Annotated in this window: 14 protein-coding genes; 7 read left to right on the plus strand and 7 right to left on the minus strand. The window is 64.2% G+C overall.

All coding sequences use genetic code 11. The annotated features are described in order from the left end of the window. Window positions 1–15 precede the first annotated feature (15 nt). A complete protein-coding gene (locus tag GEV37_RS05590; protein WP_227389264.1) occupies window positions 16–1,146 on the minus strand; it encodes an AI-2E family transporter in 1,131 nt (376 codons plus the stop codon). A 201-nt stretch (window positions 1,147–1,347) separates the two neighbouring features. Between GEV37_RS05590 and GEV37_RS05595 the strand changes: the two genes are divergently transcribed. Continuing rightward, on the plus strand, window positions 1,348–2,172 hold the full coding sequence (locus tag GEV37_RS05595; protein ID WP_227389265.1) for an SIMPL domain-containing protein: 825 nt from the start codon (window positions 1,348–1,350) through the stop codon (window positions 2,170–2,172). Here the strand turns inward: GEV37_RS05595 and serS are convergent. Next, on the minus strand, window positions 2,117–3,394 hold the full coding sequence (serS, locus tag GEV37_RS05600; protein WP_227389266.1) for a serine--tRNA ligase: 1,278 nt from the start codon (window positions 3,392–3,394) through the stop codon (window positions 2,117–2,119). The two genes, GEV37_RS05595 and serS, sit on opposite strands and share 56 nt — an antisense overlap. 212 nt (window positions 3,395–3,606) lie before the next feature. Here serS and GEV37_RS05605 point away from each other — a divergent pair, with 212 nt between their 5' ends. The 3 genes from GEV37_RS05605 (at window position 3,607) to ydiJ (ending at window position 8,758) form a co-directional block, all read left to right on the plus strand. Then, window positions 3,607–4,878 carry a dicarboxylate/amino acid:cation symporter gene (locus tag GEV37_RS05605; RefSeq protein ID WP_227389267.1) on the plus strand — a complete coding sequence of 424 codons (1,272 nt, stop codon included), beginning with the start codon at window positions 3,607–3,609 and terminating at the stop codon, window positions 4,876–4,878. Between the two features lie 85 nt (window positions 4,879–4,963). After that, entirely contained in the window at window positions 4,964–5,548 is a 585-nt protein-coding gene (locus GEV37_RS05610) for a DUF4202 domain-containing protein (protein WP_227389268.1), read from the plus strand. A 93-nt stretch (window positions 5,549–5,641) separates the two neighbouring features. After that, window positions 5,642–8,758 carry a D-2-hydroxyglutarate dehydrogenase YdiJ gene (gene ydiJ / locus GEV37_RS05615; RefSeq protein ID WP_227389269.1) on the plus strand — a complete coding sequence of 1,039 codons (3,117 nt, stop codon included), beginning with the start codon at window positions 5,642–5,644 and terminating at the stop codon, window positions 8,756–8,758. On the opposite strand, the gene trpC is transcribed toward ydiJ, so the two are convergent. The 3 genes from trpC to GEV37_RS05630 are packed head-to-tail and all read right to left on the minus strand — an operon-like array spanning window position 8,755 to window position 11,188. Beyond that, on the minus strand, window positions 8,755–9,558 hold the full coding sequence (gene trpC, locus GEV37_RS05620) for an indole-3-glycerol phosphate synthase TrpC (RefSeq protein WP_227389270.1): 804 nt from the start codon (window positions 9,556–9,558) through the stop codon (window positions 8,755–8,757). The genes ydiJ and trpC overlap by 4 nt on opposite strands. A gap of 4 nt (window positions 9,559–9,562) precedes the next feature. Beyond that, a complete protein-coding gene (gene trpD / locus GEV37_RS05625; RefSeq protein WP_227389271.1) occupies window positions 9,563–10,582 on the minus strand; it encodes an anthranilate phosphoribosyltransferase in 1,020 nt (339 codons plus the stop codon). Window positions 10,583–10,615: 33 nt separating this feature from the next. Further along, the gene (locus GEV37_RS05630; protein ID WP_227389752.1) at window positions 10,616–11,188 is read right to left on the minus strand and encodes an anthranilate synthase component II; all 573 of its coding nucleotides are present in this window, start codon (window positions 11,186–11,188) and stop codon (window positions 10,616–10,618) included. Between the two features lie 235 nt (window positions 11,189–11,423). Here GEV37_RS05630 and GEV37_RS05635 point away from each other — a divergent pair, with 235 nt between their 5' ends. Beyond that, entirely contained in the window at window positions 11,424–12,335 is a 912-nt protein-coding gene (locus GEV37_RS05635; protein WP_227389272.1) for a metal ABC transporter solute-binding protein, Zn/Mn family, read from the plus strand. Window positions 12,336–12,345: 10 nt separating this feature from the next. On the opposite strand, the gene GEV37_RS05640 is transcribed toward GEV37_RS05635, so the two are convergent. Next, window positions 12,346–13,014, minus strand: coding sequence for a phosphoglycolate phosphatase (locus GEV37_RS05640; RefSeq protein ID WP_227389273.1), 669 nt, complete (start codon window positions 13,012–13,014; stop codon window positions 12,346–12,348). Between the two features lie 181 nt (window positions 13,015–13,195). Here GEV37_RS05640 and GEV37_RS05645 point away from each other — a divergent pair, with 181 nt between their 5' ends. Then, a complete protein-coding gene (locus GEV37_RS05645) occupies window positions 13,196–14,494 on the plus strand; it encodes an NAD(P)/FAD-dependent oxidoreductase (RefSeq protein ID WP_227389274.1) in 1,299 nt (432 codons plus the stop codon). Window positions 14,495–14,504: 10 nt separating this feature from the next. Here GEV37_RS05645 and rpe read toward each other — a convergent pair whose 3' ends face one another. Beyond that, on the minus strand, window positions 14,505–15,203 hold the full coding sequence (gene rpe, locus GEV37_RS05650) for a ribulose-phosphate 3-epimerase (protein WP_227389275.1): 699 nt from the start codon (window positions 15,201–15,203) through the stop codon (window positions 14,505–14,507). 270 nt (window positions 15,204–15,473) lie between these two features. On the opposite strand from rpe, the gene cysP reads away from it, so the two are divergent. After that, entirely contained in the window at window positions 15,474–16,505 is a 1,032-nt protein-coding gene (gene cysP / locus GEV37_RS05655; RefSeq protein ID WP_227389276.1) for a thiosulfate ABC transporter substrate-binding protein CysP, read from the plus strand. Window positions 16,506–16,509 lie beyond the last annotated feature (4 nt).

Raw genomic sequence — 16,509 nt, forward strand, 5'->3', positions numbered from 1 at the left:
CACATACTTCTGCATTCACTTCTTCAGATACTTGTCCGCCAGTTGGCGTGTCCAGGGCGGTTTGCGCGCATCGCCTCCATGACCCGCGCTTCTTTTCAGTTGCCGCGCGCCAGGCCCCAGCAAATGGGCGATCCAGCGCGTCTGCGGATGGCTGTCCAGAGCGATCTTGAGCGTCATGGTCAACACCACTGACAAAAGCATGCCCGCCGCGCCGAATATCCAGCCCCACACCACAAGCGACAGGAACGCCACGAAGGTGGAGAGCCCCAAGGCCTGCCCCATCACCCGCGGCTCGATCAAGTTGCCCAGCACGAAGTTGATCACAAGATAGGCGGAGGCCAGCATCATCGCCTGCAGTACGCCGCCATCCTGAGCGACCAGCAGCAGCAGTACCGGCGGCACCGCCGCCAGGGCCGAGCCGATGTTGGGAATGAAGTTGAGCGCAAAGGCCAACACCCCCCATAGCAGCGGAAACTCGACGCCGATTATCAGGCATGAAAGCCAAACCAGCACGCCCGTCGCCAGGCTGATCACCGTTTTGACCGCCAGATAGCGCTTGAGCGTCAGGCTGAATTCGCTGAAACGCTTGAGACTCGGTGCCGGGTTTTCGAGCGCCCGGGAGATCTTGGCGCGAAAATTGAGTGTCTCGAACAGCATGAACATCACCAGCAGTGCCACGATGCTGCCCTGCATGACGATCGCCCCGATCTCGCTGAGCAGCATGGCGACCCAGGAGCCGTCCTCGTCCATGTCGAAGGCGCTGGTAAGCTGCTCGGGGTCGATGGCGAAGCCGCGTGCAGCCAGCGTGTTGAGCAGATTCCAATAGTGCTCGTAGAGGCGCGCCTCTATGTCCGGCAGCGCGTCGATGAAGGTACTGAAGCTGTTGACCACCAGTACCCCGATGAGCAGGAAGAACCCCAGCAATACCAGCAGCGTGATGATGGCGGCCATGCGCATGCCGACCCCGTGGCGATGCAGCCAATGCACCGGTGAGGTACACACTACGGCGATGAAGATCGCCAGCAACAGAGGGACCAGAAGATCCGAGCCCAGTTTCATGCCCGTGACGATGATGACCAGCGCGGCGATGGCAAGCGTTGCGTTCAGGGGAATGCTGCGGTAATCCTTGTCCGTCAGGTTCTGCATGGTTCGATCCTTGAAATTTCGTTTCTACATAATGGCTGGTGAACCGGTAATTCACAAACGGTGCAAATAATAAGCAACTGTTTTTCTACTACTCTTGAGCAGTGAACTAAACGCTTTCGCCCTCTTCCAATAGAGGTCGTTCGAACGTCCATCGTGCTGGGTACGACTCACCCGTGCAGCTCTCTTACAAGGAACCGTTTCATGACTCTCAATCCCTTCGCTCACTCGTTGAAAAGCCTTCGCACACCGCTGATGGGCGGTGCTCTTCTGGCGCTGCTCTGCGCGCCCGCCGTCCAGGCGGCCCCTCACCACCAGACGCCCACGCTGAGCGTCCAGGCCCAGTCCTGGGTGGAAGTGGAGCCGGACAAGGCCACGCTCTCCGCGCGCCTTTGGGAAAACACCCCGGCGGTCTCATCGCTTGACGAAAGTGACGCCAGCGCCCTGCGCGAGGCACGCGAACGTCTGGAAGAGCGCTCGCGTGAGCTGATCGCTGCCATGGAGGAGATTGGCTTGGGCGAACGCGCGATCACTGCGGGATCCCTGAACGTCTATCAGGAGCAGGTGGGGCAAACCGGCGAAGGCCAGTCGGAGCCGATGATGCGCACCCACGTGGAGCGTCCTTTCAACGTCGAGCTCGATGATCTCGAGCAGCTCACCGACGTGCTGGATGCACTGGTGGAAGCCGGCGTCAACGCCCTCGACGGCGTGCAGTTCGACCTGCAGGACCGCGAGGCGGCCACCGACGAGGCGCTGGTCGATGCGCTGGAAAAAGCCCAGCGCAAGGCCGAGCTGATGGCTCGGACGCTCGATAGCGAGCTCGGCCCGGTGCGCCGCATCGAAGAGACGCAGGCGCCGATCTTCCAGCCGCGCATGATGGCCATGCGCGCCGAAAGCGCCTCAAGCGATGCGGCGGCAGACTACCGCCCCGGCACCCTGCGCATCGATGCCGGAGTAAACGTGGAGTGGTCGCTTACAGAACAAGACGCTCAAGACCGCCCAGATACGGACGCAGCGGCTCGGGAATGATCACCGAGCCATCCGCCTGCTGGTGATTCTCCATTACCGCCAGCAGGCACCGCCCCACTGCCAGCCCCGAGCCGTTCAGGGTATGCAGCAGCTGGGGCTTTTTCATGTCCGGCCGGCGATAGCGCGCCTGCATGCGCCGGGCCTGAAAGTCTTCGCAGTTGGAGACCGACGAGATCTCGCGGTAGGTCTGCTGGCTCGGTAGCCACACTTCCAGATCAAACGTTTTCGCCGCACCAAAGCCCATGTCGCCGGTGCACAGCGTCACCACGCGGTAAGGCAGCTCCAATGCCTGAAGGATCGCCTCGGCGTGGCCGCGCATCTCCTCTAACGCCTCGTAGCTCTTCTCCGGCTCGACGATCTGCACCATCTCGACCTTGTCGAACTGGTGCTGGCGGATCATGCCGCGGGTATCGCGCCCGTGGGAGCCCGCTTCGCTGCGAAAGCAGGGCGTATGGGCGGTCAGTTTCAGAGGCAGTGCCGCCTGTTCGACGATCTCGTCGCGCACGAAGTTGGTCAGCGGTACTTCCGAGGTCGGGATCAGGTGATACTCGCGCTCGTCGTCGAGCTTGAACAGATCTTCGCCGAACTTCGGCAGCTGGCCGGTGCCCATCAAGGAGTCACGGTTGACCATGTAGGGCACGTAGCACTCTTCGTAGCCGTGCTGCTCGGTCTGGGTGTCGAGCATGAACTGCGCCAGGGCCCGGTGAAGCCGCGCGATGGGGCCGCGCATCACCGCAAAACGTGCCCCGGTGAGCTTGGAGGCGAGCTCGAAATCGAGATAGCCGGACTTCTTGCCCAGGTCGACGTGATCGAGCACCGTGAAGTCGAACTCCCGCGGCGTGCCCCAGCGGTGCAACTCGACGTTATCGTCCTCGCTCTTGCCTTCCGGCACGCTTTCGTGAGGTAGATTGGGAATGCCGCTCACCGCGTCGTCCCACTCGGCCTGCACCGTCGAAAGCTCATCCTTGGCGGCGTTGAGCCGCTCGCCCAGGTCGTCGACCTCGGCGAGCAGCGGTTGAATGTCTTCGCCGCTCGCCTTGGCCTTGCCGATCGCCTTGGAGCGCGTATTGCGCTCGTTTTGCAGCTGCTCGGTCTGGCTCTGCAGCTCGCGACGGCGCGACTCGAGCGCCTCTAGCGCTTTCGTGTCCAGCACAAAGCCCCGCCGGGCCAGCGTTTGCGCCACCGCGTCCAGATCGGTGCGCAGCAGTTTCGGATCGAGCATGAGGACTCCCTTGACTGATTTCTATCGTAACGGGCTATTGCCGTGGAAAGCGCTCTATTGTAGGCAAAAGCGCGACGAGGGGCTATGGCGCTAGCTCTGTATCCCTTGAAGCCACCCGCCCCGGCCGGGGCTTGCCTGAAAAGATGGTAAAGTAGCCGCCGGCCCGAGCCCCCCAGGGCCCGTTTCAGATTTCACGAGAGGAGCGACACACCGTGCAAAAGAAGGTCACTCAAGGAGCGCTCGCCGGATGGCGGCGCATTGCTTTATGGAAGAAGATTCTTTCCGGTCTGGCGCTGGGTATCCTGGTGGGCGCCTTGCTGGGAGAGACTGCCAGTATCTTCAAGCCGCTGGGCGATATTTTCATCAACGCCATCATGATGCTCATTGTGCCGTTGGTATTCTCGACGCTGATCGTGGGCATCACATCCATGCGCGACCCGCAGAAAATGGGGCGTATCGGGGTTCGCACCATTACGCTTTACCTGTTCAGTACGGCCTTTGCCATTACGATAGGGCTTGCGCTCTCGACGCTGCTGCAGCCAGGCGTGGGCGTAGAGCTCAGCTTCGATGGCGAGGTGGCGCCCAACGAAGCGCCGTCACTGGTCTCCATCCTCGTGGACCTGGTACCACGCAACCCGCTCGATGCTTTGGCCAATGGCAACATCATGCAGATCATCGTGTTCGCCATCGGCCTGGGCATTTCGCTGACCCTGATCGGTGACAAGGGCGAGCCCGTCATGCGAGTATTCGACAGCTTCGCCGAAGCGATGTACAAGCTCACCGCGATCGTGATGGCCTTTGCGCCGTTCGGAGTGTTCGGATTGATCGCTCACGTATCGGGTCAATATGGTCTGGAGATACTGCTGCCACTGGCCAAGCTCATTGGCGTGGTTTACCTGGCTTGCCTCGTTCACGTGCTGGTGGTCTATTCAGGTTTCATTTCGCTGCTGGGCCGACTGAACCCGATGCGCTACCTGCAGGGCAGCCTGGATGCCATCGTAGTGGCGTTCTCCTCGGCCTCCTCTGCGGGCACTTTGCCGGTTTCCATTCGTTGTGCTCAGAAGAATCTGGGTATTTCCGAAGGGGTTTCCGGCTTTGTACTGCCGGTGGGTGCGACCATCAACATGGATGGCACGGCCCTTTATCAGGGCGTGGTGGTGCTGTTCATCGCCCAGATGACCGGGGTCGAACTCGGCATGACGGAGTACGCCATGATCATCGCCACCGGCACTCTGGCGTCGATCGGCACCGCGGGCGTTCCCGGGGCGGGGCTAATCATGCTGTCGATCGTGATGGCGCAGATCGGCCTGCCGCTTGAAGCGATCGCCGTGGTCGCGGGTATCGATCGCCTCCTGGACATGGCGCGCACCAGCGTCAACGTGGCGGGTGATCTTATGGTGACCACCTTGGTCGGCAAGAGCGAGGGCGAGCTCGACGAGACCATCTACAACGGTGCGAACCGCGCTACGATTGCCCGGGCCTAGACGTGCAAGCCAGGCAAGGTTGTGATTCGCCTCATCTCTGGGCACTCTGATGGATACCGTTCATCCGCTACCGAGATCCGCCATCATGCCCGATGCCTCCAACCGCACACTCAGTGCCATCGACGCCCTGCACGCCCAGGATCCACGCTCGGCGTGTCAGGCCGATGGCACCGCCCTGCCCCAGGAGCTCGCCTACGCCGAACGTATGACCCACTGGCTGTTCGAGTTCGAAAGCGACCCGAGCGAGCTTCTGCAATTGGCGGTGCGCGCCCAGCATCTGCAGCGCTGGAAAGTGCCGCGCGGCGACTATCCCGAGGGGCGGGTGGGCTATCTGACCTGGCGGCGCGATCAGGGGCTGCGCGCCGGGGGCACCGCGGCGACGCTGATGCGCGAAGCCGGGTTCGATGACGAAAGCGCCCAGCGGGTGGCGGACATGATCGCCAAGAAGGGGCTGGGGCGCGACCCCGAGGTGCAGAGACTCGAGGATTGTGCGTGCCTGGTGTTTCTCGAAAATTACTTCGCGGACTTTTCGCGCAAGGTCGAGCACGATCATATGGTACGCATCGTGCAGAAGACCTGGCGCAAGATGTCCCCCCAGGCGCACGCGCTGGCGCTGGAACTTCCGATGTCGAACACTTCGGCGGCCATCGTCAAGGAAGCGCTCGCTTAGACGCGAGTGCCCCGCGCGAAGATGCAGCCGCGCCTGGGCTGCGGTAAAGTAGGCCGCCTCTTTCCTCCCTGCGCAGTGACGACTCGACCCACTATGATTGCATCGCTTGATTCGCGTAAGGCCCCCCTTTCACGGCTTGGCGCCCAGTACGTCCGCTTTCTCGAGGCGCTCAAGGCGCGCGGCTTCGAAGGCGAGATCGCACCGGACTACGCCAGCCGCACGGTGCTGGCGACGGATAACTCGATCTACCAGCGTCTTCCCCAGGCGGCGGTGTTCCCCCGCCACGCCGAGGACCTGGAACGACTCGCCAAGCTCGCCTTCGAGCTGCCTCATCGCGATATCGTGCTCACCCCGCGCGGCGGCGGTACCGGCACCAACGGTCAGTCGCTCACCGACGGGCTGGTGGTCGACGTGTCGCGGCACATGAACCGTATTCTCGAGATCGACGTCGAGAACCGCCGGGTGCGGGTCCAAGCCGGCGTGGTGAAGGACCAGCTCAACGCGGCGCTCAAGCCCCACGGGCTTTTTTTCGCGCCGGAGCTCTCGACCTCGAACCGGGCGACCCTCGGCGGCATGATCGCCACCGACGCCAGCGGCCAGGGCAGCTGTGCCTACGGCAAGACCCGTGATCACGTACTGGAGCTCGATACAGTGCTGCTGGGCGGCACCCACCTCACGAGCCGCCCGCTCGACGCCGAGCAGGAGCGTGAGGCGCTGGCGGCCTCCGGCATGGTCGGTGAGCTTCATCGCGAGGCCGCCGCGATCATCGACGAGCAGCGTGAGCTGATCGAGCGCACGTTCCCGCCGCTCAACCGCTGCCTGACCGGGTTCGACCTCGCCCACCTGCGCGACGACGACGGCAGGCTGAACCTCAATAGCCTGCTCTGCGGTGCCGAAGGATCGCTCGGTTTCGTCAGCGAAGCGGTGCTCAACGTGCTGCCCATTCCGCGCCACTCGACGCTGGTCAACGTGCGTTATGCAAGCTTCATGGACGCGCTGCGCGATGCCAAAACGCTGATGGGCAGCGCCCGCCCCACTTCCATCGAGACCATCGACGACACGGTGCTCGCGCTCGCCATGGAGGATTTCGTGTGGGACGGCGTGGCGGATTTCTTCCCTGCGGGTGAAACGCCGATCGGCGGCATCAACCTGGTCGAGTTCAACGACGACGATGAGACGCGCCTCGACGAGCAGGTCGCGGCGTTCGCCGAGCACCTGGGGCGCGACGCCACCGTCACCCGGCTCGGCTACACCCTGGCCAAAGGGCGCGACCAGATCAATACGGTCTACGCCATGCGCAAGCGCTCGGTGGGGCTTCTGGGCAACGTCCAAGGGGAGAAGCGCCCGCTGCCGTTCGTGGAAGACACCGCGGTGCCGCCGGAACAGCTGGCGCCGTTCATCGCCGAGTTCCGTGCCCTGCTTGACGAGCGCGGCCTCGCCTACGGCATGTTCGGCCACGTGGACGCAGGCGTTCTGCACGTGCGCCCGGCGCTGGACATGAAGGACCCGGCCCAGCAGGCGTTGATCCGCGAGATTTCCGATGAGGTCGCCGCCCTCACCCGCCGGTATGGCGGGCTTCTATGGGGCGAGCACGGCAAGGGCGTGCGCTCGGAGTACGCCCCGCGCTTTTTCGGCGAGCTCTACCCGGCGCTCCAGCGGATCAAGGCGGCCTTCGACCCCTACAACCAGCTCAACCCGGGCAAGATCGCCACGCCCGCCAAGAGCAGCGAGGCGATCGCCGTCGACCGCGACCCGGAGCTTCTCGCCATCGACGGCGTGGCGCTGCGCGGCGAGCTCGACCGCACTATCGACGAGCGCGCATGGCAGGCCTATGACGCGGCGGTCTACTGCAACGGCAACGGTGCCTGCTACAACTACGACGTCGATGACCCCATGTGCCCCTCCTGGAAGGCGACGCGCGACCGCATCCACTCGCCCAAGGGCCGGGCGAGTCTGATGCGCGAATGGCTGCGTCTGCAGTCCGATGCGGGCATCGACGTGGTCGAGGAGTCGCGCAAGAAGAAAAGCGAGCGCGGTCTTGGCTTTCTCAAGCACCTGCCCGGGCGGATCAGGAACTCGTTCAGCCGCGAGCAGCACCACGATTTCTCGCACCAGGTGTATGACGCCATGGCCGGGTGCCTGGCGTGCAAGTCCTGCGCCGGCCAGTGCCCGGTGAAGGTCAATGTGCCACAGTTTCGTTCGCAGTTTCTCGAGGTCTACCACGGTCGCTACCTGCGCCCGTTGCGCGACTACGTGATCGGCGCCACCGAGTTCACCCTGCCCTGGCTCGCCAAGGCGGCGCCGGTCTACAACGCGGTGATTGAAAAGCGCTGGATGGAGCGGCTGATGCGCCGCGCCGTGGGCATGAGCGATTCGCCCACCCTGTCGCGGGCCAGCGTCAAAAAGCAGCTGCGCGCCTGGGGCGTGGCCGAGGCCACGCCGACGGCACTGGCGCTACTCACCGAGCGCCAGCGCGCCCAGAGCGTGATCCTGGTGCAGGATGCCTTCACCACCCACATGGAGGCGGACATGGTGCTTGACGTGGTGGAGTTGCTCGCCCGCCTCGAGTATCGCGTGTTCGTGATGCCCTATGCGCCCAACGGCAAGCCGCTTCAGGTGCAAGGGTTCCTGGGCGCCTTCGAGCGCACTGCCGAGAAGCAGGCCAGGCGTTTGCAGGCGCTGGCGGAGTTCGAGATTCCGTTCGTGGGGATCGACCCGGCGATGACGCTCACCTATCGCCAGGAGTACGTGAAGGCGCTGGGCATGAAGGCCGTGCCGCAGGTGCTGCTGCTGCAGGAGTGGCTGGCGACCCGCACCCCAAGCCTGGCGAACCTTGCCCAGGGCCTCGAGGGGCCGCGTTTCAAGCTGTTGTCCCACTGCACCGAGAAGACCAACGCCCCGGGCAGCCCGCGCGCCTGGCAGCAGGTGTTCGCCGCCTTCGGCCTCGAGCTTACGCTTCTCGAGACCGGCTGCTGCGGCATGTCCGGTACTTACGGCCACGAAACCCGCAATGTCGCGACCTCGAAGGCGATCTACGCTCAGTCCTGGCAGCCCGAGGTGGAGGCCGAAAAGAATCCGGCGACGCTCCTGGCCACCGGATACTCCTGTCGCAGCCAGGTCAAGCGCTACTCCGACACCGCCCTCGCCCACCCCCTGCAGGCGCTCTTGAAGTGCCTGCGCGAGCGCCGCTCGAGCGCGAAAGGCGCCTAGAAGAAGAGTCCCTTCAAGGCGAGGCCCGGGTCGTCCTGGCGCATGAAGGCCTCGCCCACCAGAAACCCCTCGACCCGGTGCTGGCGCATACGGGTCACGTCGTCGCGGGTCAGAATGCCGGACTCGGTGATCACCGTGACGCCCTCGGGAATGCGCGGCAACAGCTCAAGCGTGGTGTCGAGATCAGTCTCGAAGGTATGCAGGTTGCGGTTGTTGATGCCCACGAGCGTGAGATCGAGCGCCAGCGCGCGCTCGAGCTCGGCGGCGTCGTGCACTTCCACCAGCACGTCCATGCCAAGCTCGGTTGCTCGGGTGTGCAGCGACGTCAGCGTCCGATCATCCAGCGCTGCCACGATCAACAGGATGCAGTCGGCGCCGATCGCGCGCGCCTCTGCCACCTGGTAGGCGTGGGTGATGAAGTCCTTGCGGATGACCGGAAGCGTGCACGCGCTTCGCGCGGCGATCAGGTCGTCCTCGTGGCCCTGGAAGAAGTCCGCATCGGTGAGCACGGAGAGGCACGCCGCCCCGCCCGCCTCGTAGCTTGCCGCAATCGCCGCCGGATCAAAGACATCGCGAATCACGCCTTTCGAGGGCGAGGCCTTTTTCACCTCGGCGATGATCGCCGGGTCGCCGGCCGCCATGCGCCGGTTCAGGGCAGCAACGAAGCCGCGCGGCGCGCTCTGCTTCTCGGCGAGCGCGAGCAGGTCGCCCTCGGACACCGCCTGGCGGCGCAGGGCGACCTCCTCGTCCTTGCGGGCGAGAATGCGGGAAAGAATGGTGGGCGTAGCCGGGTTCGTCATGCGGTTATCCTTTGAACACGCTGGTGAAGTGCGAAAGCTCCTTGAGCTTCTCGAGCGGAAGCTTGGAAGCCTGGGCGTCCTGGGCCACGGCCACGCCTTCGGCGAGACTGTCGGCCACGCCGGCGCAGTAGAGCGCCGCCCCGGCGTTGAGCGCGACGATGTCCGCCGCCGGCCCCTCGCCCACCAGCGCCGCCTTGACCAGGCGCAGGCTCTCCTCTGCGCTGGCGGCTTTCAGGCTCGCAAGGCTCTGGCGCTCGATGCCGAGCTCCTCCGGCGTCAGGGTGTATTCGCGAATCTCGCCCTCCTTGAGCTCCGCCACCCGGGTGGGGGCTGCCAGCGAGATCTCGTCGAGACCATCTTCCGAGTGCACCACCAGCACGTGGCGGCTGCCGAGCTTCTTGAGCGCCTCGGCCATCAGCCCGACCAGATTCGGCGCGTAGACGCCCATCACCTGGTTGGGGGCACCGGCCGGGTTGGTCAGGGGGCCGAGGATGTTGAACAGCGTGCGCACGCCCATCTCGCGGCGCGGACCGATGGCGTGACGCATCGCCGGGTGGTGGTTGGGGGCGAACATGAAGCCTACACCCACCTGCTCGATGCAGCGCGCCACCTGCTCCGGGGTGAGGTCGAGATAGATGCCGGCGATATCGAACAGATCGGCACTTCCCGACGACGACGACACGCTGCGGTTGCCGTGCTTGGCCACGTGGGCACCGGCGGCGGCGGCCACGAAGCTCGAAGCGGTGGAGACGTTGAACAGGTTCGCGCCATCGCCGCCGGTACCGACGATGTCCACCACGTTGTCGGTGGACAGCGTCACCGGACGCATCAGATCGCGCATCACCTGGGCGGCGGCGCTGATTTCCACGGCGCTCTCGCCTTTCATGGAGAGCCCGACCAGCAGGCCGCCGATTTGCGCATCCGAGGCTTCGCCGGTCATGATCTGGCGCATCAGGGCGCGCATGGTGTCGAAGGTGAGATCTTCGCGGCGCATCACCGCGTTAATGGCGTCTCGCATTTGCATGAACAGAAAAGCCTCTAGACGTGAATGGGGCGCTCAGCGACCGGCCAGAAAATTCCCCAGCAGCGCGTGGCCCTGGCGGGTAAGAATCGACTCAGGATGAAACTGCACGCCTTCGATGGCAAGGGTGCGGTGGCGAAAGCCCATGATCAGACCCGGCGTCGCGTCGTCGTCCGGCGTCCAGGCGGTGACCTCGAAGCAGTCGGGCAGGCTCTCGCGCTCGACCACCAGCGAGTGGTAGCGGGTGACGGTCAGCGGCGCTTCGAGCCCTCTGAACACGCCCACTCCGGTATGCGACACATGCGAGGTCTTGCCGTGCATCACGCGCGGTGCGCGCACTACCCGGGCGCCGAAGGCCTGGCCGATTGCCTGGTGACCAAGACACACGCCCAGCATCGGCAGGCGACCGGCGAAGTGGGTGATGGCAGAGAGCGAGATACCCGCCTCGTTGGGCGTGCAAGGGCCCGGCGAGATGACCAGGTGCGTGGGAGCCAGCGCCGCGATCTCCTCGAGCGTGATGGCATCGTGGCGATGGGTGAGCACCTCGGCCCCCAGCTCGCACAGGTACTGGACGATATTGAACGTGAAGCTGTCGTAGTTATCTATCATCAGCACACGCGGTGCCTTGCGCACTTTTGCCACCCGGACGCCATCCCACTGACCGATCGATTGAAAAACGATGATACCCTAACCGGGCGGCGGGGTGCAGGGCCACCGAACGATCACCCTTGAGGCCCAGGGACTTGAAAGACAGCGACTCGAAAGACAGGCCCGTGAGGATGGAACTGGCAACCCTTCGACACAATCATTATGATCTGCCGCTTTTTCACGAGGAACACACCCAATGAAGCAACGCTCACTCTGGAAAGCCTTGCTGGTGATCGGCTCGCTATGCATGGCCGCACCTGTCCTGGCGGATTCCTCGTTTCGAGTGATTGCCTCGTTCTCCGTTCTGGGCGATCTGGTCAAGCGCGTGGCCGGCGACGAGATCGACGTCGTCACCATCGTTCCTCGTGGTCAGGACGTCCATCGCTGGGAGCTCACCCCGCCCAACGTCCTGGCTATCGAGGAGGCGGACATCGTCTTCTATAACGGCTTCGGCCTCGAGCCCTGGCTGCGGCATGTGGAAGCGATGGCCGGCAACGACCTGAGACTGAAGGCGGTCGCCGAACACGCCGATTTCACGCCCCTGCCGACGCCGGTGGGTCGTCTTGAAGGCGCTCCGGACCCGCACATGTGGATGGACCCGGCCGGCGCCAGCGCCTATGTTGAGGTGATCGCGCGCACCCTGGCCGAGCGCTATCCGCAAAAGGCCGAGGGCTTTCGCGTTCGGGCCGAGGAGACCCGCCGGTCGCTCGGACTGCTCGCAGAGCGTATTCACGAGCGGCTTCAGGGTATACCGCAGACCAACCGGGTGCTGTTCACCAGCGAAGCCGGCATGGCCTATTTCGCCCGCGCGTTCGGCTTCGAGTACGCCGCCATCTGGGGCAGCAACGGCGAAACCCTGGGCAGTGCCTTCGACATGGCCGCCATGAGCGAGCGGCTGACCCACACCCGTCCGCCGGCGTTGTTCTTCGAGAGCACCACACCCTACATCCACATGGATGCGCTGTCGCGCGAGAGCAACATCGCCCTGGCCGGGCCACTCTACGTCGATGCCCTGGGCGACTCCGACGGCACCGCCTACAACTACCCGGCCATGCTCACCCATAATGCCGAGCTCTTGCACATGGCGCTAGGCGGCGCCCGTCCCTGACGCCGGAGGCTCAGTCGAGCAGCGCCGCGAGCGAGTCGATGCACGCATCCGGCCGGCTCGCCTCTATCGGCTCACCGTGGTTGTAGCCATAGGGCAGCGCCACGGTGGCAAAGCCCGCCGCCTGTCCTGCCTGGATGTCATGCCTGGAGTCCCCCACCATCACACAGGCGCGCGGCTCGACGCCCAAGGCGTTCGCCACGTACAGAAGCGGCAAGGGGCTGGGCTTCTTCTCGGCCAGACTATCGCCACCGATGCACAGCGCGAAATGTTCGAGCAGCCCGAAGTGGCCGAGAATCGGGGCGATGAAGCGCTCGGGCTTGTTGGTGATCAATGCGAGCCGAAAGCCGCGCTCCTCGAGCGCTGTCAGCGTGGCGGCGACGCCCTCGTGGAGCACGGTGCGCGCGAAGGGCGCCGCGCCGTAATGGCGCATGAACGCCGCAAGGCCCGCCTCCTGCAGCTCAGGCGAGGGCGACTCGCCAAGCGCCCAGGCAAGGCCACGTTCGACCAGCTTGGCCGCGCCGTTGCCTACCCAGTCGGCCACCTGTACATCGTCGGGCCTGGGCAGCCCCAGTTCAGCCAAAGCGGCTTGCAGCCCGGCGGCGAGATCCGGTACCGAGTCGATCAGCGTACCGTCCAGGTCGAAGGCGACAAGGCGTTTGCCGGAAAGAATGTTGTGCACGCAAAGATCCCCGTGTGTGTCGAAGTGAATAGATCAAAATGAATAGATCGAAGGAAATGGATCGAAGGCCATAAGCGTGTGTTAAGCCAAGGGTCGTTACCATGCTCGGCGATCAAGCCAGGCATTCGTCAGAGTGTCGAGAACCCTCTATGCTAAAGCGACCTTTGCCAAGGAGAAGCTAATGGCCATACCAAGGATCGTGATTGTCGGCGGCGGCGCGGGTGGGCTCGCGCTGGCCACGCGCCTGGGACACACCCTGGGCAAAAAGAAGCGCGCCGAGATCGTGCTGCTCGACCGCAACGCCACCCACGTGTGGAAGCCGCTGCTGCACGAGCTCGCCACCGGCATTCTCAACTCCACCATGGACGAGGTCGACTTTCGCGGCCACTCCTCGGTGCACGGCTATCGTTACCAGCGCGGGTCGCTGTGCGGGCTCGACCGCGCCGAGAAAACCCTGACGCTGTCGCCCATTCTCGACGAGGACGGCAAGGAAGTCCTCCCCGGGCGCACCTTGAGCTACGACTACCTGGTGCTCTCGCTCGGCAGCGTCTCCAACGACTTCGGCACCGAAGGCGTGGCCGAGCACTGTCACTTCATGGATTCGCCCCAGCAGGCGAAGGCGTTCCAGCGCGACATGATCAACACCTTCCTGCGCTACACCGACCCGGCGCTGCGTCGGCACACCACGCTGAGCGTGGGCATCGTCGGTGGCGGCGCCACCGGGGTCGAGCTCGCCGCCGAACTGCTCGACGTCTCGCGCCTGCTCAACGCCTACGGGGTGACCAACGTCGACAGCGACCAGCTGAGCGTTCACCTGATCGAGGCCGCCCCACGCATTTTGCCCGGGCTCTCCGAACGGGTCAGCCAGACCGTTCACCAGGAGCTCGAGCGCCTGGGCGTCAACATCCATGTCGACACCGCCATCAAGCGCGCCGACGCCGATCGCCTGGTGACCGGCGACGACGAGGAGATCGAGACCGACCTCAACGTCTGGGCGGCGGGCATCATGGCGCCCCCTTTCCTGGCCGAACTGGGGCTGACGGTGAACAAGAAGCACCAGGTGTGCGTCGAGCAGACCATGCAAAGCGTCGATGATCCGCACATCTTCGCCATGGGTGACTGCGCGAGCTGCCCTCAGGGCGAGGACGCCACGGTGCCACCGCGCGCCCAGGCAGCCCATCAGCAGGCCACGACCCTGGCCAAGAATCTCGCCAGAGCGCTGGAGGGCAAGCCGCTCGCGCCCTTCAAGTACAAGGACCACGGCTCACTGGTGTCGCTTGCCCGCTACGATGCGGTGGGCAATCTGATGCGCGGCTCCGCCTCACGCGGGCTGTTCCTCGAGGGGTGGCTTGCGCGCAACGCCTACGCCTCGCTCTACCGCATGCACCAACTCTCGATTCACGGCGCGCCGCGTACCGGGCTCACCTGGCTGGTCGACAAGCTCAATCGCTACCTCAAGCCGCGCATGAAGCTTCACTAGGCAAGAGGTTTCACCCGGCGCTTGTCATCGCCTCTCGCAGCGAGGCGATGACCGAATCGTAACCGTGCGGGTCGCTTGCATTGCGGGCGTTGAAGATCGCCGAGCCCGCCACGAAGGTATCCGCGCCCGCCCGGGCAATGTCCCCGATGTTGTCCACCTTCACTCCGCCGTCGACCTCCAGGCGAATGTTCCGGCCGCTTTCGTCGATGCGCCGGCGCGCCTGTTTGAGCTTGTCCAGCGTCGCCGAGATGAACGATTGCCCGCCGAAGCCCGGGTTGACGCTCATCAGAAGCACCATGTCGATCTTGTCCATCACGTAGTCGAGATAGGCAAGGGGCGTTGCCGGGTTGAACACCAGCCCCGCCTGGCAGCCGCCGTCGCGAATCAGCTGCAGCGAGCGGTCGATGTGCTCCGAAGCTTCCGGGTGGAAGGTGATGTAGCTGGCGCCGGCATCGATGAAGTCGCTGATCATGCGATCCACCGGTTTGACCATCAGGTGCACGTCGATCGGCGCGGTGACGCCGTGATCGCGCAGCGCCTTGCACACCATCGGCCCGATGGTCAGGTTGGGTACGTAGTGGTTGTCCATCACGTCGAAGTGAACGATGTCGGCCCCGGAGGCCAGCACGTTGTCCACCTCCTCACCCAGACGAGCGAAGTTGGCGGAAAGGATCGACGGGGCAATGAGAAAATCCTGCGCGGCGGGCATGGAGCGCTCCTGTACTGGGCAGCGTCACGACAGTGGACGCCTTGAACGGGGCGTATGGTAACAGAGCGGATGATAAAGCTCAGGTAGGGCCACCCCTATCTATTGAATGATAGTTATTCCTCGATCGAATATAAAACCGGATTGTAATTCCTGAAGGCCAGGTTTAACCTTGTCTTATCGCCAAAACGTCTATGGCAAGAACGCCCGCCGGTATAACGACAGTGATCCTGGCGCAGTCGACGTTCCGCCTTACCCATACAGGAAACTTACATGCGCTCAGCCAGCCTCTCCAACGCACGCTTCACCCGGTCGGCACTCGCCCTGGCGCTCTCCGCTGCAGCCCTGGGTGCCGTCGGCACCGCCACGGCCCAAGAGCGTGAGCTGCTCAACTCCTCCTACGACATCGCTCGCGAGCTGTTCGTCGCCATCAACCCGGATTTCGTCGCCTGGTGGCAGGAAGAGCACGACGAAACCGTCAGCGTCAGCCAGTCCCACGGTGGCTCCTCCGCCCAGGCGCGCGCGATCATGCAGGGCCTGCGCGCCGACGTGGTCACCTTTAACCAGGTCACCGACGTGGACGTGCTGGCAGACGCTGGCCTGGTCGACGAGGATTGGCAGAGCGCCTTCGAGAACAACGCCTCACCCTACTACTCCACCACCGCGTTTCTGGTGCGCAAGGACAACCCCAAGGGCATCGAAAGCTGGGACGACCTGGTGAAGGAAGACGTCTCGCTGGTGTTCCCCAACCCCAAGACATCGGGCAATGCGCGCTATACCTATCTCGCCGCCTGGGGCTTCGCCGACCGTGAGTTCGACGGCGACGATGAGCAGATCCAGGACTTCATGCGCCAGCTTCTGGCCAACGTGGCGGTGTTCGATACCGGCGGCCGGGGGGCGACCACGAGCTTCATCGAACGCGGCATCGGTGACGTGCTGATCAGCTTCGAGTCCGAGGTCAACAACATCCGCCGCGAGTACGGCAGCGACGACTACGAAGTCGTGGTGCCGCCGATGAGCGTACTGGCGGAGTTCCCGGTCGCGGTGGTCAACGCCAACGCCGAGCGAAACGGCAATGAGGACCTCGCTCAGGGCTATCTGGAGTACCTGTACACCGAAGAGGCTCAGCGTACTCTCGCCGGCTTCAACTACCGCGTTCACGACGAGACCGTGGTGGAAGAGTTCGCAGACGACTTCCCGGAAACCGAGCTGTTCAACGTCGAGGACGTGTTCGGCAGCTGGGACGAGATCATGGAAACCCACTTTGGAAGCGGCGCCATGCTCGACCAGCTCCAGCGTCGCTAACGGC

This window comes from Vreelandella malpeensis (assembly GCF_020622355.1).
In the GTDB taxonomy this organism is placed as follows: Bacteria; Pseudomonadota; Gammaproteobacteria; order Pseudomonadales; family Halomonadaceae; genus Vreelandella; species Vreelandella malpeensis.